23 protein-coding genes are annotated in these 21,154 nt (G+C 64.1%); 16 read left to right on the top strand and 7 right to left on the bottom strand.

Going from position 1 to position 21,154, the window contains the following annotated elements:
• The 7 genes from QM609_RS21015 to QM609_RS21045 all read left to right on the top strand — a co-directional run.
• Positions 1-720, top strand: a 720-nt coding sequence (locus QM609_RS21015) for an AMP-binding enzyme (RefSeq protein ID WP_502942722.1), incomplete at its 5' end; no start/stop codon positions are given.
• A 30-nt stretch (positions 721-750) separates the two neighbouring features.
• Positions 751-1,650, top strand: coding sequence for a dihydropteroate synthase (gene folP / locus QM609_RS21020; RefSeq protein WP_050656816.1), 900 nt, complete (start codon positions 751-753; stop codon positions 1,648-1,650).
• Positions 1,647-2,588, top strand: a complete 942-nt coding sequence (locus QM609_RS21025; protein WP_003945188.1) for a glucosyl-3-phosphoglycerate synthase — start codon at positions 1,647-1,649, stop codon at positions 2,586-2,588. Before folP ends, QM609_RS21025 begins: the two co-directional genes overlap by 4 nt.
• Positions 2,589-2,620: 32 nt before the next feature.
• The gene (locus QM609_RS21030) at positions 2,621-2,998 is read left to right on the top strand and encodes a DivIVA domain-containing protein (protein ID WP_003945181.1); all 378 of its coding nucleotides are present in this window, start codon (positions 2,621-2,623) and stop codon (positions 2,996-2,998) included.
• Complete coding sequence (locus tag QM609_RS21035) at positions 2,998-3,567, top strand: DNA-3-methyladenine glycosylase I (RefSeq protein WP_030536943.1); 570 nt, start codon at positions 2,998-3,000, stop codon at positions 3,565-3,567. Before QM609_RS21030 ends, QM609_RS21035 begins: the two co-directional genes overlap by 1 nt.
• 151 nt (positions 3,568-3,718) lie before the next feature.
• Positions 3,719-3,886 (top strand): DUF3117 domain-containing protein, encoded by a 168-nt coding sequence (locus QM609_RS21040; protein WP_003945169.1) that lies wholly within the window; start codon positions 3,719-3,721, stop codon positions 3,884-3,886.
• Between the two features lie 117 nt (positions 3,887-4,003).
• Positions 4,004-4,843, top strand: coding sequence for a putative RNA methyltransferase (locus QM609_RS21045; protein WP_050656819.1), 840 nt, complete (start codon positions 4,004-4,006; stop codon positions 4,841-4,843).
• A gap of 6 nt (positions 4,844-4,849) precedes the next feature.
• Here QM609_RS21045 and glgA read toward each other — a convergent pair whose 3' ends face one another.
• The gene (gene glgA, locus QM609_RS21050; protein WP_003945186.1) at positions 4,850-6,022 is read right to left on the bottom strand and encodes a glycogen synthase; all 1,173 of its coding nucleotides are present in this window, start codon (positions 6,020-6,022) and stop codon (positions 4,850-4,852) included.
• Positions 6,023-6,154: 132 nt separating this feature from the next.
• Here glgA and glgC point away from each other — a divergent pair, with 132 nt between their 5' ends.
• Positions 6,155-7,369 (top strand): glucose-1-phosphate adenylyltransferase, encoded by a 1,215-nt coding sequence (gene glgC, locus QM609_RS21055; protein WP_003945185.1) that lies wholly within the window; start codon positions 6,155-6,157, stop codon positions 7,367-7,369.
• On the opposite strand, the gene QM609_RS21060 is transcribed toward glgC, so the two are convergent.
• Positions 7,366-8,001, bottom strand: coding sequence for an O-methyltransferase (locus tag QM609_RS21060; protein WP_007736091.1), 636 nt, complete (start codon positions 7,999-8,001; stop codon positions 7,366-7,368). The genes glgC and QM609_RS21060 overlap by 4 nt on opposite strands.
• A gap of 330 nt (positions 8,002-8,331) precedes the next feature.
• Here QM609_RS21060 and sigE point away from each other — a divergent pair, with 330 nt between their 5' ends.
• From sigE to tatB, 4 genes are all read left to right on the top strand, one after another.
• Complete coding sequence (gene sigE / locus QM609_RS21065; RefSeq protein WP_029255812.1) at positions 8,332-8,928, top strand: RNA polymerase sigma factor SigE; 597 nt, start codon at positions 8,332-8,334, stop codon at positions 8,926-8,928.
• A gap of 52 nt (positions 8,929-8,980) precedes the next feature.
• Positions 8,981-9,340: a hypothetical protein gene (locus QM609_RS21070; protein ID WP_050656820.1), complete on the top strand. Its 360-nt coding sequence runs from the start codon at positions 8,981-8,983 to the stop codon at positions 9,338-9,340.
• Positions 9,341-9,415: 75 nt separating this feature from the next.
• Positions 9,416-10,894, top strand: coding sequence for a trypsin-like peptidase domain-containing protein (locus QM609_RS21075; RefSeq protein WP_050656817.1), 1,479 nt, complete (start codon positions 9,416-9,418; stop codon positions 10,892-10,894).
• A 74-nt stretch (positions 10,895-10,968) separates the two neighbouring features.
• The gene (gene tatB, locus QM609_RS21080; protein ID WP_003945177.1) at positions 10,969-11,361 is read left to right on the top strand and encodes a Sec-independent protein translocase protein TatB; all 393 of its coding nucleotides are present in this window, start codon (positions 10,969-10,971) and stop codon (positions 11,359-11,361) included.
• 64 nt (positions 11,362-11,425) lie between these two features.
• On the opposite strand, the gene QM609_RS21085 is transcribed toward tatB, so the two are convergent.
• From QM609_RS21085 to QM609_RS21105, 5 genes are all read right to left on the bottom strand, one after another.
• A complete protein-coding gene (locus tag QM609_RS21085; RefSeq protein ID WP_003945178.1) occupies positions 11,426-12,562 on the bottom strand; it encodes an Mrp/NBP35 family ATP-binding protein in 1,137 nt (378 codons plus the stop codon).
• Positions 12,563-12,586: 24 nt separating this feature from the next.
• Positions 12,587-13,450, bottom strand: a complete 864-nt coding sequence (locus QM609_RS21090) for a lytic transglycosylase domain-containing protein (RefSeq protein ID WP_003945171.1) — start codon at positions 13,448-13,450, stop codon at positions 12,587-12,589.
• Between the two features lie 145 nt (positions 13,451-13,595).
• Entirely contained in the window at positions 13,596-15,065 is a 1,470-nt protein-coding gene (locus tag QM609_RS21095; protein ID WP_256718027.1) for a lytic transglycosylase domain-containing protein, read from the bottom strand.
• A 75-nt stretch (positions 15,066-15,140) separates the two neighbouring features.
• On the bottom strand, positions 15,141-15,683 hold the full coding sequence (locus tag QM609_RS21100; RefSeq protein WP_003945067.1) for a DUF1003 domain-containing protein: 543 nt from the start codon (positions 15,681-15,683) through the stop codon (positions 15,141-15,143).
• Entirely contained in the window at positions 15,680-16,966 is a 1,287-nt protein-coding gene (locus QM609_RS21105; RefSeq protein WP_003945077.1) for a magnesium transporter MgtE N-terminal domain-containing protein, read from the bottom strand. The genes QM609_RS21100 and QM609_RS21105 overlap by 4 nt, the downstream gene beginning before the upstream one ends.
• Before the next feature lie 72 nt (positions 16,967-17,038).
• On the opposite strand from QM609_RS21105, the gene QM609_RS21110 reads away from it, so the two are divergent.
• From QM609_RS21110 to QM609_RS21125, 4 genes are all read left to right on the top strand, one after another.
• Positions 17,039-18,001, top strand: coding sequence for an HpcH/HpaI aldolase/citrate lyase family protein (locus QM609_RS21110; RefSeq protein WP_003945087.1), 963 nt, complete (start codon positions 17,039-17,041; stop codon positions 17,999-18,001).
• Between the two features lie 107 nt (positions 18,002-18,108).
• On the top strand, positions 18,109-18,603 hold the full coding sequence (locus QM609_RS21115; protein WP_003945065.1) for a general stress protein: 495 nt from the start codon (positions 18,109-18,111) through the stop codon (positions 18,601-18,603).
• A 251-nt stretch (positions 18,604-18,854) separates the two neighbouring features.
• The gene (locus QM609_RS21120) at positions 18,855-20,192 is read left to right on the top strand and encodes an ABC transporter substrate-binding protein (protein ID WP_050656205.1); all 1,338 of its coding nucleotides are present in this window, start codon (positions 18,855-18,857) and stop codon (positions 20,190-20,192) included.
• Between the two features lie 80 nt (positions 20,193-20,272).
• Positions 20,273-21,154 carry a carbohydrate ABC transporter permease gene (locus QM609_RS21125; RefSeq protein WP_044480569.1) on the top strand — a complete coding sequence of 294 codons (882 nt, stop codon included), beginning with the start codon at positions 20,273-20,275 and terminating at the stop codon, positions 21,152-21,154.

Here is a 21,154-nt window from a genome sequence, read left to right on the forward strand (position 1 = left end):
GCACTCAACGTCGACAAGACGGCCGGCATCTGCCCGTTGCCGCACGCCGTCGTGGAGTTCGACGAGGACACCGGAAAAGCGTTGCGTGGAGCCGACGGTCGACTCCGCAAGGTTTCCACGGGTCAGGTCGGACTCCTGCTGTCGAAGGTCACCGACCGGGCGCCTTTCGACGGTTACACCGACGAAGCGGCGAGCAACAGCAAACTGGTACGCGGCGGATTCAAGGACGACGACACCTGGTTCGACACCGGAGACCTGGTGCGCAAGCAGGGATGGGGCCACGTCGCCTTCGTCGACCGTCTCGGCGACACCTTCCGTTGGAAGGGCGAGAACGTCGCCACCACGGAGGTCGAGGGCGCGCTGAGTTCGCACCCGGCCGTCGAGGAAGCAGTTGTCTACGGCGTCGAGATTCCGGGCACCGACGGTCGCGCGGGCATGGCGGCAGTCAAGCTGCGGGACGGTCAAAGCTTGGAGGGAAGTGAAGTCGCGGCACACCTCTACGGCAAGCTCCCCAACTACGCGGTCCCGCTGTTCATCCGCATCGTCGACTCACTCGAACACACCAGCACTTTCAAGTCGCGCAAGGTGGAATTGCGCAACGAGGGTTACGACGTCGGCGCCGACACTCTGCACGTTCTCGAAGGCCGCGAGGGTGGTTACGTGGACTCGTACGACGAATACGTCGGAAAGGTCGCGGCGGGCTCGGTACCCAAGGGCTAGACCGAGTTCCGTCATGCCAGTATGAGTGGCATGTCTTCACTCCCCGGTTCTACCGCGCAGCCAGGTCCGGCGCCCACCCTGTGTGGGCGTCCGGTCGCGGTCGACCGTGCACTGGTGATGGCCATCGTCAACCGCACTCCCGATTCCTTCTACGACCAAGGCGCGACGTTCTCGGATTCGGCAGCGATGGCTGCCGTCGACAGGGCCGTCGACGAGGGCGCCGATCTGGTGGACATCGGGGGAGTGAAAGCTGGGCCCGGTGACCTCGTCGACGCCGACGAAGAGGTCAGGCGAGTCGTTCCGTTCGTCGCCGCGATCAGAGCCAAGTACCCCGAGCTGATCATCAGCGTCGACACCTGGCGGAGCGGCGTCGCGCGGTTGGCACGCGTCGAAGGCGCCGACCTGATCAACGACACGTGGGCGGGTGCGGATCCCGACCTCGTCCTGGTTGCTGCCGAGACTGGTGCCGGGATCGTCTGCTCGCACACGGGTGGCGCGGTTCCGCGCACCCGCCCGCATCGTGTCCGCTACGACGACGTCGTCGCAGATGTGGTCACCGAGGTCGTGTCGGCGGCAGAGCGCGCCCTGGCACTCGGGGTTCCGCGTGACGCGATCCTGATCGATCCCACCCACGATTTCGGTAAGAACACCTTTCACGGGCTCGAGTTGTTGCGGAAAGTGGACGTTCTTGTAAACACCGGGTGGCCAGTGCTGATGGCGCTGAGTAATAAGGACTTCATCGGGGAGACTCTTGGTGTGGAGCTTTCCGAGAGGTTGGAGGGAACATTGGCAGCGACAGCAATGGCCGCGGCGGGCGGCGCCCGGGTGTTCCGTGTTCACGAGGTGGCGTCCACCCGTCGAGTCGTCGACATGGTGGCCGCGATCCAGGGACGCCGTGCCCCGGTACGTACGGTTCGAGGTCTGGCATGAGCATCACCGGTGCGGGCCCGACCCGCGTATGGGCAGACGCCAACAGTTGGGACCATCCGAGTTGGACGGTCGCCGAGCTCGAACGGGCGAAGGGTGGCCGAACCGTCTCGGTGGTGTTGCCCGCACTCAACGAAGAGGACACCGTTGCCGCGGTGGTCGACACCATTCATCCGTTGCTCGGTGGCCTGGTCGACGAGTTGATCGTTCTCGATTCCGGTTCGACCGACAGAACCGCCGAGCGTGCTCGCGCTGCTGGAGCAACGGTGATCAGTCGTGAGAGCGCGGTCCCGTCCATCCCGCCGACTGCGGGCAAAGGTGAGGTGCTCTGGCGTTCGGTCGCCGCAACGACCGGTGATCTGATCGCATTCGTCGACTCCGATCTCATCAATCCCGATCCGGCGTTCGTGCCCAAACTGCTGGGGCCACTGCTCACGGTTGACGGCATCCATCTGGTGAAGGGCTACTACCGCCGTCCGCTGCGCGTGAGCGGCACGGAGGATGCCAACGGCGGCGGGCGAGTCACGGAATTGGTTGCGCGGCCCATGTTGGCCGCGCTGCGGCCGGAACTCACGTCGGTACTGCAACCGCTTGGCGGTGAATACGCGGGCACCCGTGAGCTGCTGTCCGCTGTCCCGTTCGCGCCCGGCTACGGCGTCGAGATCGGTTTGCTGCTCGACACGTACGACACGTTGGGGCTGGCGGCGATCGGTCAGGTCAATCTCGGCGTGCGCAAGCATCGCAACCGGCCGCTCGCCGACCTCGGCGTGATGAGCCGGCAGATCATCGGAACGATGCTCAGGCGGTGCGGGATCGAGGATTCGGGTGCCGGGTTGACCCAATTCCTGGTCGACGGCGATTCTTTCGTGCCCGAGACCACCGAGGTTTCGCTACTCGATCGACCCCCGATGAATTCGATAGTGCGCACCGCGGGGGTCTGACCGCTCACACTCGGGTATGGGAGTATCGGTCCATGATGACGATCCTCCTGTACCTGATTGTCATGGCTCTGGTCGGCGCGATGATCTTCCTCGCCGCCAGCGCTGTGTTCGGGCGCTCGGAAGAGCTGCCGCCGCTGCCTCCTGGCACGACGGCGACCGTACTCCCGGCAGAGGACGTCACCGGGGCGGATGTCGACGCGCTGCGTTTTCAGCAGGTGCTGCGTGGCTACAAGGCGAGTGAAGTGGATTGGGCCCTGCATCGCCTCGGGTTGGAAATCGATTCTCTGCGTGCACAACTGGGCCGTGACGAGCGGTCTGAGGTCCTGGTGAAAGCGGATGCTCCGGCCAAGGCAGAAGCATCGCAGGAGGAGCCTGAGACCGTATCCGAATCGAAGGATTCCCAGGGCTGATGGCCGACGGACTGGTTCGGTGCGGCTGGGTGGTCGAGACGCCCGGCGACACGCTCTACCGCGACTATCACGACGAGGAGTGGGGGCGTCCGCTGCACGGGCGCGACGAACTGTTCGAACGACTCGCCCTCGAAGCATTCCAATCGGGACTTTCGTGGATCACGATTCTGCGCAAACGCGAGGCGTTCCGCGAAGCCTTCGACGGGTTCGATCCGGACAAGGTCGCAGCGTACGGAGTTGCGGATGTCGAGAGATTGCTCTCCGATGCCGCGATCGTCCGCAATCGCGCGAAGATCGAGGCGACGATTTCCAACGCCCGAGTGCTCGTGAATTCGCCCGATCTGGACCTCGATTCGTTACTCTGGTCGTTCTCGCCGCCTCGACGCACCAGAAGACTGACATCAATTGCAGAGGTTCCCGCGGTCACTCCCGAGTCGACTGCCATGGCTAAGGAACTCAAGCGGCGCGGGTTCAAGTTTGTGGGTCCTACCACGGCTTATGCGCTCATGCAGGCTACCGGAATGGTCGATGATCACGTGGCTGATTGCTGGGTTCCGGTGCAGGTGTGACGGTCGACTGAACACCCCTAAATGTGACTCAGATTCCCGGTTCCCGCATCCATAGGGAACAATGGAGGGTACGAGCCTCGCTGATTGTTGGCGGGGCGCACCGTTAGTCGAGGCGCAGAGCAATGCAGCGCAGATCTGGAGGGAGCAGAGGATGGCGGCCATGAAGCCCCGGACCGGGGACGGTCCCCTCGAAGCAACCAAAGAGGGACGAGGAATCGTCATGCGGGTTCCACTCGAGGGTGGCGGACGCCTCGTCGTCGAGCTGACCCCGGATGAAGCTGCAGCGCTCGGTGTGGAACTCACGAACGTCACCAGCTAGTCGGGTCCAGGTTGTAGCAGTACGAACAACAGCACGTGATTGCACGCAGGCTCCGTATCCGTTTCGGTACGGGGCCTGAAGTGTGTGCGCACCGCCGGTAGCCGAAAGGACGGATCAATGCTTGCCGCCGTGATCGATCTTCTGTCCTGCCCGCAGTGTGCTGCTGATCTGGAATTGGTGGACGGCGCCGCCGAGTGCGACCGCGGACATCGATTCGATATCGCTCGTCAGGGTTACGTGAGCCTGATCAGTGGCGGTGCCACGAAGTTCACCGGCGACAGTGCCGAGATGATTGCCGCGCGTGCACGATTGCTCGGCGCCGGCCACTTCGGCCCGCTGATGGATGCCGTCACCCGGGCCTGCGCGACGACGGCGGGGTCGGACCCCGCGCGGATCGTCGAAATCGGCGCAGGCACAGGACAATACCTCGCACACGTCGTGGATTCGCTGCCTGATTCTCGGGCGATAGCGTTGGACGTGTCCAAGTTCGCGGCCCGGCGTGCCGCGAAGGTCCACGAAAGAATCGGTTCGATCGTCGCAGACGTCTGGCAACCACTACCCATTCGCGACGCAGCGCTCTCTCACGTGCTCTGTGTGTTTGCTCCTCGTAACGGTCCGCAGTCCCATCGAGTTCTCGCCGAAGACGGAGTTCTGGTGGTCCTGACGCCCACCGACAGGCATCTGCGCGAGCTGATCGACATTCTCGCGATGGTCCGGGTCGACGACCGCAAAGTGGAACGTCTCGAATCGTCGATGGCCGGATACTTCGAGCGTGTGAGTAGCGACGAGGTCGAGTTCACGATGTCACTCTCACACCAGGACGTCCTCGACTTGGTGGGGATGGGACCGTCGGCGAGACACCTGACGCCCGCCGATCTGGCTGCCGCCGTGGCGAAGCTGCCGCAGCCGAGCACCGTCACCGCGTCGGCGACGGTCTCGAGCTATCGCAAGACCTGACGCGGATCAGCGTCTCGTGACGGCGTCCGCGTAGACCTCGAGCGTCTGCTTGGCGATTTCGGCCCAGGAGAACTCGTCGATCGCACGGATCCTGCCCGCACGACCCATCGCGTCGGCGCCTTCTCGGTCGGCGACAACGGCATTGACGGTGGCCGCGAGCGATTCCTCGAATGCGTTCGGCTCGTAGGCGTTGTAGTGCACGAGTCGACCGGTGACGCCGTCGGCGACCACCTCGGGGATGCCGCCGACGTCGGAAGCGACCACGGCGGTCTCACACGCCATGGCTTCGAGATTGACGATCCCGAGGGGTTCGTACACCGAAGGGCAGACGAATACCGTTGCTGCCGAAAGTATTTCCCTGATCTGCTCGGTCGGGAGCATCTCGCGCACCCAGTAGACATTGCCCCGGTGCCGGGCGAGTTCGGCCACCGCCTTCTCCGTCTCGGCGGCGATCTCCGGCGTATCGGGAGCGCCGGCGCACAGCACGAGCTGAATCTCCGGGTCGAAGTGGTGGGCTGCCGCGACGAGGTGCCCGACGCCCTTCTGCCTCGTGATGCGTCCGACAAAGGCCACGATGGGTTTCGCCGGGTCGACGCCGATCGACGCGAGTGCGGACTGTGCTCCCGGCGCAGATCCCCCGGGATGCCATACCTCGGTGTCGATTCCGTTGCGGACTACGTGAACGCGACTCGGATCGACAGCGGGGTACGCGTCGAGGACGTCGAGTCGCATACCGGAACTGACGGCGATGATCGCGTCTGCGTGCTCGACGGCGTTGCGTTCGGACCACGACGAGATCCGATAGCCGCCGCCTAGCTGTTCGGCCTTCCACGGGCGTCTGGGCTCGAGTGAGTGCGCGGTGAGGATGTGCGGCACGTCGTAGAGAGCCGACGCGAGATGCCCGGCCAGTCCGGTGTACCAGGTGTGGGAGTGGACGATGTCGACACCGGCCGCGGCGTCCGCCATGCGCAGTTCGGTGGAGAGCGTCGTCAGGGCCGGGTTGGATCCGGCGAGAGCGGGGTCGGGAGAGTGGACGATCGCGCCTTCGCGCGGGGCGCCCATGCAGTGCACGTCGACCTCGCACAGCCGTTTCATCTGAGCGACGAGCTCGGTTACGTGTACTCCTGCGCCGCCGTAGATCTCCGGCGGGTATTCCTTGGTCATCATCGCGACTCGCACGCGCTAAACCTAACCGCCCGTGGTCGATCCGGCTACCGATCACGTTATCCCCGACCGTTCGGAGGGGGACACGATCGGACCTCTCGGACTGCTTCGCTAGCGGGAGTTCACCAGTGCGGATAGGTTAGCGGTGTGAGAAGCCAGCCGCATGTGCTTGGAATCGTGCTCGCCGGGGGCGAGGGCAAACGCTTGTATCCGCTGACCGCGGACAGAGCGAAGCCCGCAGTGCCCTTCGGAGGTGCATATCGACTTATCGACTTCGTGTTGAGCAACCTTGTCAACGCGGGATATCTGCGTATTTGTGTGTTGACGCAATACAAGTCACATTCACTCGACCGCCACATTTCGCAGACGTGGCGATTGTCCGGGTTCGCGGGTGAGTACATCACCCCGGTCCCGGCCCAGCAGCGACTCGGGCCGCGCTGGTACACCGGCAGTGCCGACGCAATCCTGCAGTCGCTCAATCTCGTTTACGACGAGGACCCCGAGTACATCGTGGTTTTCGGTGCCGACCACGTGTACCGGATGGATCCGGAACAGATGGTTCAGCACCACATCGAATCCGGGGCAGGCGTGACGGTCGCGGGTATTCGTGTACCGCGAAGTGAGGCTTTTGCTTTCGGCTGCATCGACAGTGACGAGTCCGGACGCATCACCCAATTCCTGGAAAAGCCCGCCCATCCTCCCGGGACACCGGACGACCCCAATTCGACGTTCGCGTCCATGGGTAACTATGTGTTCACCACCAAGGTACTCGTGGACGCCATCCGCGCTGATTCAGAGAATTCCGATTCCGATCACGACATGGGCGGCGACATCATTCCCGCCTTGGTCGCCGCGGGTGAGGCGTCGGTCTACGACTTCAAGGACAACGTCGTTCCCGGTGCCACCGATCGAGACCGCGGCTACTGGCGTGACGTCGGTACCCTCGACGCCTTCTACGACGCTCACATGGACCTGGTGTCGGTGCACCCGATCTTCAATCTCTACAACCGTCGCTGGCCCATCCGCGGCGCCACCGAGAATCTCGCGCCCGCAAAGTTCGTGAAGGGCGGACTCGCGCAGGAATCGGTCGTCGGTGCGGGGTCGATCCTGTCCGCGGCGACCGTGCGCAATTCGGTACTCAGTTCCAACGTGATGATCGAGGACGGTGCGACCGTCGAGGGCAGCGTGCTGATGCCGGGTGTGCGCATCGGCAAGGGTGCCGTCGTACGGCGAGCGATCCTCGACAAGAACGTCGTCGTCGGTGACGGCGAAATCATCGGCGTCGATCTCGAACGTGACCGCGAACGATTTGCCGTCAGTCAGGGTGGCGTCGTCGCCATCGGTAAGGGCGTCTGGATCTAGAGCTTGCTCGCGCAGAGGAGGCCGTCACCGAGGGGGAGGAGGACTCGAATGAGTCGCTCGTCCTCGGTCACGGCCTTTGCCGCTTCTCGGACCGCAACCGTTGTCGCGTCGCGTGCGGAGCTGTCTGCAACGCGGCCGTCGGCCAGGGCGTTGTGCAGAACGATGACACCGCCGGAGCGCAGCAGGCGGACGCCTTCGCGGACGTAGTGCGGGTGGTCGATCGCGGCGCAGTCGACGAACACCAGGTCGTAGCCGCCGTCCGCGAGCCGGGGAAGCACGTCGAGAGCCCGTCCGTTGATGAGGCGAGTGCGTGCCGGAGCGATTCCGCTTTCGCGGAAGGTCAGCTTGGCTGCTCGTTGATGTTCGGGTTCGCTGTCGATCGTGGTCAGGACGCCGTCGTCGCGCATGCCGTGCAGAAGCCACAGGCTGCTCACGCCGGCTCCGGTACCTACCTCGACGGCCGTCTTCGCGTCGAGCATTCTCGCGAACATCGCGAGCGTCGCGCCGACGGCGGGCGTCACCGGATGGGCTCCGAGATCCAGCGCTCGATCTCGCGCCGCGGTCAAAATCTCGTCCTCGGAAACTACGTCCTCGACGTGGCGGAGTATCTGTTCGGCGTGGGTCACGCTCATGAGGTTATCGGGCGGTTCGGATTGTCGCTGCAAGGCGCGCAGTCACCAGGATTCTCAGGAATCCCTCAGGCTCCTCATATGGCGTGCACACCGCGATGAGAAAAGGTGTATACATCGCCGGATCGAAGATCGCACGGCGGTATCGATTTCTACCAAGTTGATCTTTCGCAGCTCGGTGATCGGGAACAAATCACAGCATCGGCTGGTTCTCCCGAATATCGCGCATCACGTGATTCGGACAACGCGGTGATCGAACTACGCGATCCCGAGCAGGAGGATCAACTTATTTACCAGGTCAACGACGAGCCTCGCCCTCGAGAGTCGGAAGTTTTGACGACGGAATCGGCTGTGGATTCCGAATTGATCGGCACTGCTGTGTTCGATGCAACTGGTGAGAAGTCCTCCATGCCGTCTTGGGACGAACTCGTGCGTCAGCACGGTGACCGGGTGTACCGCCTGGCCTACCGGTTGTCAGGCGATGCCCAGGATGCCGAGGACTTGACGCAGGACACCTTCATCCGGGTGTTCCGCTCGCTCTCCGATTATCAGCCCGGAACTTTCGAGGGCTGGTTGCACCGCATCACCACAAACCTGTTCCTCGACATGGTTCGCCGACGCAATCGCATCCGTATGGAAGCGCTGCCCGAGGACTACGACCGCGTTCCCTCGCCCGGTCCCGACCCCGAGCAGATCTACCACGACGCGCGCCTCGACGCAGGTCTGCAAGCCGCACTGGACTCGCTCGCACCTGAATTTCGTGCCGCTGTCGTGCTCTGTGACATCGAAGGTCTGTCGTACGAGGAAATCGGTGCCACACTGGGAGTGAAGCTCGGAACGGTTCGTAGCCGTATCCATCGTGGGCGACAGGCGATTCGTGATCATCTGGCAGCGCAGCGCGCAGCCGAATCCGAACTCGTCGGTTTCTGACGGTCGGGTTCGAGCTACAGAGCGGGACGTGGTCAATCACCTGGAGGGACGAATGACGGAGGCGCGGGCACATCGCCAGTTCGGTTCGACCGAACATCTGGCCAGCGAGGCAATCGCTGCCTACGTCGACGGAGAACTCCGAATGCAGGCCTACTTGCGGGCCTCGCATCACATCTCGATCTGCGCCGAGTGCGCTGCGGCCGTCGATGCTCAGCAGCAGGCACGTGGTGCGCTGCGTCGAAGCGGCGAGATGACGATGCCGTTGTCCCTGGTGGGACTTCTCAGCCAGATTCCTTCGTGCAACAGTCCGACTGCCGGGCCGAATTCGGAAAACGCCGACAGTTCCGTCGGTAATCAACCCGCCGGCTTCTCCACCATCAGCAAGAGGTTGTCCCGTCGCTGGCGCAAATGACGCCGCGCGCCAGCTTCCCGGCGCGGATCAGTGATACTGGACCATGTGACTGACGGAAAAAGGGGGCACTCCGGAGTGAGTTCGGATTCTTCGGCAAACGGTTCGGTGGACAGACCGGCAGATGCGCCGGTTCTCGACCCCCGTCCGGTCTATCGACCCCAGATCGATCCGGCCTCGCGCCAGGTGTTCGGTCGGCCGAGTGGAGTCGAGGGCTCGTTCACTCCGGTGGCCGCGCGATCGACTCCGTCCTCCGATGTCGTGATCGGGACTCCGGACCCGGTTCTGGCCGAAGCGTTCGGTCGACCCGCAGACGCCACCGAGTCGATCGGTCGCGATCCCGATGCGACGGCGAACAACACGCCCGACGAAGAAACGCCGCGTGATCCGTGGCGCGATCCTGAATCCGCCGTCTCGCTGGGCAAGCCCGCAGAGTCCGAGGCGCCGGTGCAGTTGCCTCCCGCCCAGAAACTCGACGTGCGTGAGCTGTTGTTCGGTCGCAAGGTCGCCCCCTCGGCACTGGCCGCGCTTGCGGGCATGGCGCTTGTCATCGCTCTCGTCGGTGGGTTGCTTGCCACTGTCATCACTGCCGATCGCAGTTCACTCACCAGCTCACGTGTCACGCTCGTTCAATCCGGCGGTGGGGAACAGCCGGAGTCTCAGGTGGCGAAGGTCGCCGACGCCGTACTGCCATCCGTGGTGTCGATTCAGGTCGCCGTCGGCGACCAGGGCAGCACGGGTTCCGGTGTGGTCATCGACGGCGCCGGATACATCGTCACCAACAACCACGTGATCTCCTCGGCCGTTCCGCCCGCTCAGGACGCGAAGATCCAGGTGATCTTCTCCGACGGAACCAAGACCGACGCCCAGATCGTCGGACGGGACGTCAAGACAGACCTCGCAGTGCTCAAGGTGTCGGCGAACAATCTGACGGTCGCTCAGCTCGGAAAATCCGAGGATGTTCAGGTGGGCGACGACGTCGTCGCCGTCGGCTCACCGCTCGGATTGAGCAAGACCGTCACCCGCGGAATCGTCAGTGCACTGAACCGGCCTCTGCGGTTGTCGGGTGAAGGCACCGACACCAACGCCGTCATCGACGCCGTCCAGACCGACGCGGCGATCAACCACGGCAACTCCGGTGGTGCGCTCGTCGACGACGAAGCCCGCGTCATCGGCATCAACACCGCAATGCTCAGTGAGTCCGGCGGTTCGGTCGGGCTCGGCTTTGCGATTCCGATCGACACGGTCACCGAGGTGGCTCAGACCATCATCCGTGACGGCAAGGTTCATCATCCCGACATCGGCGTGAATGCCCGCACCGCGGTCAATGACGCGACCAGTGGTGCTGCGGTGGCCAACGTGCGCGACGGCAGCCCCGCTCAACGTGCGGGGATCGTCGAGGGGGACGTCATCGTCAAGGTCGGTGACCGACCGGTGACAAGCGCCGACGAATTGGTGGTTGCGGTCAACGCGACGACCGTCGACCAACCCGTCAACGTTCAGTTGATCCGGGATGGACGGCAGGTCGACATTTCGGTCACGCCGGTGTCGGACTGATCGGACCCTGCGATCTTCCTGTGAGGTTGATCCGGACATGCGCGCACCGAGCGAGCACACAGTAGGCTGACCCTGTGTTTGGCAACATCGGTTGGGGCGAGTTCATGATCCTCCTCGTAGCGGCTCTGGTCATCTTGGGACCTGAGCGGCTTCCTGGTGCGGTCTCCTGGGTCACGAAATCCCTGAGGCAGGTGCGCGAATATGCTTCGGGCGCTTCCAATCAGCTCAAGGAAGAACTGGGCACCGATTTCGAGGATCTGCGTAAACCGCTCGCAGATCTGAACAAGCTGCGCGGAATGACGCCGCGCGCTGTGATCACCCAGCACCTCCTCGACGGCGACGACTCCATCTTCACGGGCAACTTCGACAAGAAGCCGCAGAGCGGAGTGCAGGAGCCGAAGACGCTGTCGAAGGACAAGCCACTCACCGCCGGCGAACGTCCTCCGGTGGACTTCGACGCCACCTAGATTCGACATACGCAAGGGCGCCTGTCACCGATCGGTGACAGGCGCCCTTCCGTATGAGGGGGTTCTACAGGTTGCGAACCGTGTTGATACCGAGCGACATTCCGGCCAGCCCGCGCTGACGGACGGCCAACTTGTCGGCGATGTCCTTGAGTGCGATGGCTGCGGGTGAATCGGGAGCGCTGAGGACGATCGGCGTCCCGGCGTCGCCTGCCTCGCGGACGGACGGATCCAGCGGGATCTGTCCGAGAAGCGGAACCTTGGCGCCGACGGCCTTCGTGAGGCGATCGGAGACGGTCTGCCCGCCGCCTTCGCCGAAGACGTCCATACGGGTGCCGTCGGGAAGTTCGAGCCAGGACATGTTCTCGACGACGCCGGCGACGCGCTGGCGGGTCTGCAGGGCGATCGCGCCCGCGCGCTCGGCGACCTCTGCAGCAGCCTGCTGCGGTGTGGTGACGACCAGGATCTCGGCGCTCGGGATGAGCTGAGCCACCGAGATGGCGATGTCACCGGTGCCGGGCGGCAGATCGAGCAGCAGCACGTCCAGATCGCCCCAGAACACGTCGGCGAGGAACTGCTGGAGCGCGCGGTGCAGCATCGGTCCGCGCCAGACGACAGGTGTGTTGCCCTGGGTGAACTGCGCGATGGAGATCATCTTCACGTCGTGGGCGACGGGCGGCATGATCATGCGCTCGACCTGAGTCGGCTTGGCGTCGGTGCCGAGCATGCGGGGGATCGAGTGGCCGTAGATATCCGCGTCGAGTACACCCACGGACAGTCCGCGCGCGGCCATTGCTGCCGCGAGATTGACTGTCACGCTGGACTTTCCGACTCCGCCCTTACCGGAGGCCACGGCGTAGACGCGGGTGAGTGAACCGGGCTGGGCGAACGGGATGACGGGCTCGGCGGAATCGCCGCGAAGCGACTTGCGAAGCTCGGTTCGCTGAGCGTCGTCCATGACGTCGAGTTCGACGCGAATCGCACCGACCCCGGCGACATCGGCGACGGCCTTGGTGACGCGTTCGGTGATCTCGGTGCGCATCGGGCAGCCGGCGGTCGTGAGATAGATGCCGATGTCGACGCTGTTGTCACTGGAGAGGGAGATCCCCTTGACCATCCCCAGTTCGGTGATGGGTTTGCGGATCTCTGGGTCCAGAACTCGCGCGAGCGCGGAGCGAACGTCGGACTCGGTCAGTACAGACATGACTCCATGGTAAGTCCAGGTAGGTCAGTGGATGCGCGGCAGGTCCGATGCGGCGGGCACGATGCCGGTGGAGTACCCGAGCGACCAGGCCAGAACGTTGGCGACGTAGGCGGCCGAGTTGTTGTAGCGGTGGATCGCGGAGGCAACCTGGGTGACGTCCTGCATGTTGAGTCCGCCGTCGCACAGGTACTTGCCGGTGGTCAGTGCGGAGTCGAAAAGGTTCTGGGGGTCGGCGATTCCGTCACCGTTGCCGTCACCGGCGTATTGGTTCCACGTGGACGGGATGAACTGCATCGGGCCGACTGCGCGGTCGTAGACGGTGTCGCCGTCGAGGGCGCCGCCGTCGGTGTCCATGATGACGGCCTGGCCGGGGAGGCTGCCGTTGAGTGGCAGGCCGATCACGGGCTTGTAGAGGTTGCCGTTCGCGTCGGCGTCCTTGCCGTCGTTGGCGTGGCCGGATTCGACGCGGCCGATACCGGCGAGGAGCGTCCAGTGCATGTTGCAGTTGGGCTTCTCGACAGCGAGGATTCGCTCGGCGTTCTGGTAGGCGGCGACGCTCACGCTCGGGATTCCGAGTGCTCCCTCGGCCATGGACGCGGGGAGCGGGGGAGTGGCCTGCACGGGAGCCAGCGGCGCGGGTTCCGGCGCGGGGGCGGGAGCCGGCTCGGCGATTGCTTCGACGGCGGGCAGAATCTGCGCCTGCGGCTCCTGCGTGGCTTGTGCGGCGGTGTCCACCGTTTCGGCGGAGCTGGTGTTGAAGAACGGGACCTTGGGAGCGGCGCCGGCCGTGTTGGCTGCGGTGACGAGTCCGATAGGGATGAGTCCGGTGAGCGCGATGACCGAATTTCGACGGATGTGCGAATCTGTCTTCTTGCTGTGCCGACCCACTGTGTATGCCTCCTGAACCTCCGCGAGGAGGTTTTCCGTTCAACTGACGGAGTCGAGGCTACCTGATTTGTTGCGTTTCCGTTATTCAACCGTGATCTAGAAGGGCAGTTTGGGGCATATGCACTGTTCTTTCGTGATTTTTCGGTTACAGAGCGGGCATGCCGGGCAGGCCCGGGAAGAACGGCACGAATGCCGGAGCCGGGGCCGGAGCGGGCTCCGGTGCGGGTGCGGGGGCCGGGGCCGGAGCGGGCTCCGGCGAGGGGGCGGCGGCCGGAGAGGATTCCGCGGGAGCCGCGTCGGTGGTGGCGGGTGCCGTGGCGGCCACTGCCATGCCCGGGATCGTGCACGGCAGAAGGATGCCGTCCTGCAAGGCGTCGAGGGCTGCGGGGTCCGGAAGGATCACACACATGTCGTCGGGCCAGCGCCATCCCTCGGCCGTCAGAATCGGCCACACGAGACCCCGTGAGGTGAGGACGGGGAGCGGGATGATCGGACCGGGAGCTGCGTTCCGTGCGGCGTTGGGTCCCGGAGCGGGGCTGGTCGGCATGACGCCCGGCGGGATCAGTGCCTGGATCTCGGGTGAGAGTGCAGGCATGTCCGGCAGACCAGGGAAGAGGGGAGTGGTGGTCGGGGTCGGCGTCGTCGACGCTGATTCCTTGTCGCCGGCCGCCGGATCGGTAGCCGCAGCCGCGGCGAGTACGGCCGAAGCGGCGGAGTCTGCCGAGGCGGCGGCGTTGATCGCGGAGCTGCCGGTGTTGATGCCCGAGGTGTACGGCAGCTGACCGGAAGGAATGACACCGTTCTTGTATGCCGTCGACCACATGATCACGTTTGCTGCGTAAGCGGCCGAGTTGTTGTATCGCAGAACAGCTTTGGTCTCCTGGGCGACATCGCGCAGGTTGAGTCCGCCGCTGCAGAGGTACTTCGCTGCCGAGAGCGCCGCATCGAAGACGTTGTTGGGGTCCTTGATTCCGTCCCCGTTGCCGTCGCTGGCATATCCGGCCCAGGTGGCCGGAATGAACTGCATCGGCCCGACGGCGCGGTCGTGAGTGGGGTCGCCGTCGATCGCGCCCTTGTCGGTGTCCCGAATGACTTCGTTGCCTGCCAGCCGTCCGTCGAGGACGGGGCCGAGGATCGGGGTGACCGTCGTACCCACCGAGGTCGTCTTGCCGCCGTTGGCGTGACCGGATTCGATGCGTCCGATGCCGGCCAGAAGATGCCAGGGGATTCCGCATCCCGGTGCCTCGGTCATCATCACCAGCTCCGCGGAGCGGTACGCGTTCAGGACGATCTCGGGGATGCCCAGAGAGGTGAGGACGACGGCCGCAGCGTTGGGCGCTGCCGGGGCGCCGGCGACCGTATCGCTGGGCGGGGCCGATCTTTGCGTTCGGACCGTGCGGGGCGTCGGGAGGAAGTCGACAGAGTCCGGCTGCGCAATCGAGGCGGAGCCCGCCAGTGCGATCGGAACCTGTGACCCTCCGGTCGGTGCGCTTCCGGCAGTGAGGGCCGCTGGACCTGTGACGACGAGCAGTCCCCCCACCAGTGTGGATGCTGCAATCATTCCGCGTACTCGCACGATTCCCCTTTGCTGGTGCTCCCGCTCCGGAGTACCCACCGTGATATCCATATTGCTGTGACTTACGTTACATATCGGTCACGGTGCGTGCAGCAAAACTCAGCGAACGCTCAGCTAGTTGTGACTTTGTTTCGCAGTATTCGAGTCACGGTGCTTCTTCTTCGGGGTCGGTTCGCCGTCGGCAGCAAGGATCGACTTGATCTCCTCGAGCTCCCGTCGCAGGTAGTCGCGGGTGGCAACCTCGCCGACGGCGATACGCAGAGCTGCGAGTTCTCGGGCGAGGAATTCGGTATCCGCCTTGGTTTGCTCGGCGCGTGAGCGGTCCTCCTCGAGTGAGACCCGGTCGCGGTTCTCCTGACGGTTCTGGGCCAGCAGGATCAGCGGCGCCGCGTAGGCGGCCTGGGTGGAGAAGGCCAGGTTGAGCAGGATGAACGGGTACGGGTCCCACTGCAGGGCCACCGCGAACACGTTGATCAGGATCCAGACGATCACGATGATCGTCTGGATTGCGAGATAACGCCCGGTGCCGAGGAAGCGGGCGATGCGTTCACTGACGCGCCCGACAGCTTCGACGTCGAAATCGAGATTGAACCGGCGGCTTCCGCGGGGCGTTTCCAGTCGTTGCCGTGCGGTCGTGCTCGACGCCCGTTCGCTCATCGGAGTAGTTCCTCGTCGTCGGAGTAATCCTCACGCCAGTCTTCCGGCAGGAGGTGATCGAGCACGTCGTCGACCGTCACGGCCCCGATCAGGTGGTTCTCGTCGTCCACGACCGGCCCGCATACCAAGTTGTACGTCGCGAAATATCGGGTGACCGACGCCAACGAGTCGTCCGGGGCCAACCGGGGCATGTCGGTGTCGAGTAGTCCGCCTACCAGGCTGGCGGGAGGCTCGCGGAGAAGCTTTTGCAAGTGGACGCAGCCGAGATACCGCCCGGTCGGAGTCGCCGTCGGCGGACGTACGACGAAGACCATGCTCGACAGCGCCGGGGTCACGTCGTAGTTGCGGGCGCGGGCAAGGGCCTCCGCGACCGTCGTCGAGGCCGTCAGTACCACCGGTTCGGGCGTCATCAGACCACCGGCAGTGTCCGGGGAATGCTCGAGCAGGCGTCGAACAGGTTCGGAATCCTGCGGGTCCATCAACTGAAGCAGTGACTCGGCCTCGGTTTCGGGCAGCTCGCCCAACAGGTCGGCGGCGTCGTCGGGATCCATCGCTTCGAGTAGATCGGCGGCGCGTTCGACTTCCAGGTGCATCAGCAGATCGGTCTGGTCGTCCGCCGGCAGTTCCTGCACGACGTCGGCGAGGCGTTCGTCGTCGAGCGCCACGGCCAGTTCGTGGCGGCGCTTCTCCGGCAGTTCGCGCATGGCGTTGGCCACATCGGCGGGTCGCATGCCTTCGTACTGGAGAAGCAGGTGAGCTACGCCCTGGCCGGGGAGTGAGAGGTCGCTCTGGGTGAGGCCGGCGACGTGCTGCCAGTCGACGATGTGAATCGCCGCGCGTCGACCGAGGCGTCCGCGATGGCCGCGAACCGCGACCTTGGAGACCACCCAGTCTCGCGTCCGCGTCGATTCGATTCCGAGATCGACGACTATCGTGTCGACGCCGTGAAGCTCCTCGAGTTCCGGGTCGTCCACGCGCACATGCGAATCGAGTACCTGCGCCAGAGCGAGCACTTCGCCCGGGCGCTGGTTGAAGCGCCGCAGACTGACGTTGCCGGTGGTGAGGGTGACTGCACTCGGTTCGATTGCTGTCACACGCAACATCGGAACGAAAATACGTTTGCGCGTGAACATTTCGATCACCAGACCGAGAACGCGGGGTTGCTGGCGTCCGATGCGGACCGTGATGACGACGTCGCGCACACGACCGATCGATTCGCCGTCCGGGCCGAGTACAACCAGGCCGGCAAGCCTGGCTGCAAATACCTTGCCTGCTGCTGCCATGATTGCAAGGCTAATTCGTCCAGCGTCAAAATCTGCAACGGCGCCACCGAAAATCGAGAAGGGCAGTCCGCAATGACTTCACGCAACCGTTCCCGTCGATCGGTATTGGCAGTTCCCGGCAGCAGTCGGAAGATGATCGACAAGGCGAAGGGATTGCCCGCCGACGAGATCTTTCTCGACCTCGAAGATGCGGTGGCGCCGCTGGCGAAGCAGGCGGCCAGGGAGTCGATCGGCGACGCGTTGGCCGAGGACGGGTGGGGCAAACAGGTCAAGGTCGTCCGGGTCAACGACTGGACCACCGAATGGACGTATGCCGACGTCGTGGAGGTGGTGGGCCGCGCCGGAGCGCATCTGGACGCCATTCTGCTGCCCAAGGTTCCCGATGCGAGTCACGTCCAGGCGCTCGATTTGTTGTTGACGCAGGTCGAGAAGGCCAACGGTCTCGAGGTCGGCAGGATCGGGATCGAACCGCAGATCGAGAACGCGATCGGCTTGACCAACATCGACGCGATCGCCACCGCGAGTCCCCGCGTCGAGGCGCTCGTGTTCGGCCCGGCCGACTTCATGGCGAGCTTGAACATGCGAACTCTGGTCGTCGGTGAGCAACCGGACGGCTACGACCGCGGTGACGCGTATCACCACATCCTGATGACCATCTTGATGGCCGCGCGGGCGCACGGCGTCCAGGCCATCGACGGGCCGTACCTGCAGATCCGCGACGTCGAGGCTTTCACTCGGTCGGCTGCGCGAACGGCAGCGCTCGGTTTCGACGGCAAGTGGGTTCTGCACCCCACGCAGATCGAGGCGGCCAACGAGGTGTTCAGTCCGCGCCAATCCGATTACGACCGTGCGGAACTCATCTTGGACGCGTACGCGTTCCACACCTCGGCTGCCGGGGGAGGGCGGGGCGCCGTCATGCTCGGCGACGAGATGATCGACGAGGCGAGTCGCAAGATGGCACTGGTGATTTCGGCCAAGGGCCGCGCCGCGGGGATGACGCGCACCTCGGAATTCACGCCGCCCGAACACGCCTGACGCTCGCATAGCCGAACGAATCAGGTCTGTAAAGGGCACAATAGGGGGTAGATGTACTTGCGTCATCCGCGTGGATGACGTGCCCGAAAAGAGGAGCGCAGCCAGCCATGTCCAATCCGCTCGGTCAATCGTCGAATGGGTCGCGCCGTGGAGCGTTGCCGACACCGCCTTCGGGATGGCCCATCGGGTCGTACCCCACCTACGCCGAGGCGCAGCGCGCAGTCGATTACCTCTCCGATCAGGAATTCCCGGTTCAGGACGTCACGATCGTCGGCGTGAACCTGATGCAGGTCGAGCGAGTTCTCGGTCGGTTGACGTGGGCCAAGGTGATCGGTGGCGGCATCGTCTCCGGTGCTTGGCTCGGTGTCTTCTTCGGCCTGGTGCTCGGAATCGTCACCGGTGGTTTCCTCGCTCCGCTGATCGCGGGCATCGTGGGCGGCATCATCTTCGGTGTCATCTCCACGACGATTCCGTACGCCGCGACGCGTGGGCAGCGGGACTTCGCCTCGACGATGCAGTTGGTCGCCGGACGTTACGACGTACTGTGTGAGCCCAAGACGGCGGAGTCGGCGCGCGACCTGCTCGCCAAGCTCGCCATCTGACATTCTCGCTCGGGCTGCCAACTTGTGTGATCTCGGTTACTTTATGTACACGCGGGCGAGGTAGTACTCGCTTCCCGTGACCGTTTGCCGGACAAGGAAATAGGTCCCTTCTCCGGCAAAAGTGCCGATGTGTGGTGCGTCGGCCAGCCGTAACGACTGCGCCGTCTCGCCGCCCGAGGAGGACGGCTGTGCAGAACAAGAGATCGCGGGCGGGGCAGAACGAGAGATCGCGGGCGGGACAGAAGAAGAAATTGCGGGCGGGGTTGCTCGGCGCGGCAACATTGTTGTTGGCGCCCTTGCTCAGTGCGTGCGGATCGGACAATGACGACGGCGTGGTGCTGTCCTTCTACACCGCTGCCGACGGCGCCGAGCAGTATGCGGAGGCCGCCGCCAATTGTTCGGCGGCGTCGAACGGCGCGTACCGGGTCGAGCAGAAAACTCTGCCCAAGGGTGCCGACGACCAGCGACTTCAGTTGGCCCGGCGTCTGACCGGCAATGACAAGTCACTCGATCTGATGACGCTCGACGTGGTGTGGACTGCCGAATTCGCCGAAGCGGGATGGGCATTGCCGCTTCCTGACGACGTGGCGGCCGAGGTCAGCAACGGGACGCTCGAGGGTCCGCTGGAGTCGGCGAAGTGGCAGGACCAGCTCTATGCGGCGCCATTGAACACCAACACCCAATTGCTCTGGTATCGAAAGGATTTGATGCCGGACGGGCAACCACCCCAGACCTGGGATCAGATGATCGACATCTCCGAAGGCCTGGCCGCGGAGGGGCGCCCCAGCTGGATCGGTGTGCAGGGCAAGCAGTACGAAGGATTGATGGTCTGGTTCAACACCCTTCTCGCCAGTGCCGGCGGATCGGTGGTGGGGCCGGACGGAACAACCGTGACGGTGGCCGACGGTGATGCTGCCCAGCAGGCGCTGACCGTCATGAAGCGCGTCGCTACCGCGAAGGGTGCGGATCCCTCGATCTCGCAGGGGGATGAAGCGTCGTCGCGACTGGGTATGGAGAGCGGCAAATCTGCCTTCCAGGTCAACTGGCCGTTCGTGCTGCCCGGCATCATGGAGAATGCCGAGAAGGGCGATCTGCCGTACATCGACGGCAAGGGCAACGTCACCAGTGAGAACACCGGAAACACGGTGCTCACGGTGAACGGAGAACGGAATTTCCTTGCCGCTCCGTATCCCTCGGTGATCGAGGGTAAGCCGGCCGAGGTCACGATCGGCGGCTTCAACGTGGCGGTGGCCAAGACCAGTCAGCATCCGGACCTCGCTTTCGAGGCGCTGACCTGTCTGCGTAACGAGGAGAATCAGCGCAACAACGCGGTAGCCGGTGGCGTTCCGCCGACTCTCGAGAGCCTGTACGACGACCCGGCGTTCCAGGAGGCGTACCCGGCGTGGCGTGAGGTTCGCGACAGCCTGGACACCGCTTCGGTTCGTCCGGTTTCTCCTGCCTATCAGAGTATTTCGACGCTCATCACTGCCACGCTGAACCCTGTGGGAAACATCGATCCGGAATCGACCGTGAACGATCTTGCCGAGCAGGTACGCAAGGCAGTCAATTCCGAGGGGCTGATTCCGTGACGATCGACAGCGAGAATTCGGGAGCTGCACCAACAGTCGCGACGGCATCGCCGGAGCCGAAGCACTCCGCGAAAACGAAGATGTCCGACGGAAAGGCGGCCGAGCGTCGCCTCGGTCTCTGGCTGGTGGCCCCGGCCGCGATTCTCATGATCGCGGTGACCGCATATCCGGTGGTCTACGCCGTTTGGCTGAGTTTGCAGCGCTACGACCTGCGCTTCCCGGATCAACGAAAGTTCGTGTGGTTCGACAACTACGTGTCGGTGCTGACCGACGGTTACTGGTGGCAAGCGTTCGCGGTGACGACGTCGATCACGGTTGTCTCGGTCGTCATCGAGTTCGTTCTCGGACTGACCATCGCACTGGTGATGCACCGAACGATCGTGGGCAAGGGGCTCGTCCGCACCGTTGTGCTCATCCCGTACGGCATCGTCACCGTCGCGGCGGCGTACAGCTGGTATTACGCGTGGACGCCGGGGACCGGCTACCTCGCCAATCTCCTGCCCGACGGCAGTGCGCCGCTCACCGACCAGATCCCGTCGCTCGCGATCATCGTCCTTGCCGAGGTGTGGAAGACGACGCCGTTCATGGCGCTGCTCCTGCTCGCCGGCCTGGCGCTCGTGCCCGACGACCTCCTCAAGGCGGCTCAGGTGGACGGCGCCGGTGCGTGGACCCGGTTGGTACGCATCATCCTTCCGCTGATGAAGCCCGCCATCCTCGTCGCTCTGCTGTTCCGCACACTCGACGCATTCCGCATCTTCGACAACATCTACGTGCTCACGAAGGGAGCGAACGACACCGGGTCGGTGTCGATTCTGGGTTACGACAATCTGTTCAAGGCATTCAACTTGGGCATCGGATCCGCGATCAGCGTGTTGATCTTCGTGTGTGTGGCCGTGATCGCGTTCATCTTCATCAAACTTTTCGGTGCTTCGGCTCCCGGATCCGATACGGAAGGACGCTGA

Origin of the sequence: Rhodococcus sp. IEGM 1302 (genome assembly GCF_030056935.1) — a bacterium.
Classification (GTDB): Bacteria; Actinomycetota; Actinomycetes; order Mycobacteriales; family Mycobacteriaceae; genus Rhodococcus_F; species Rhodococcus_F qingshengii.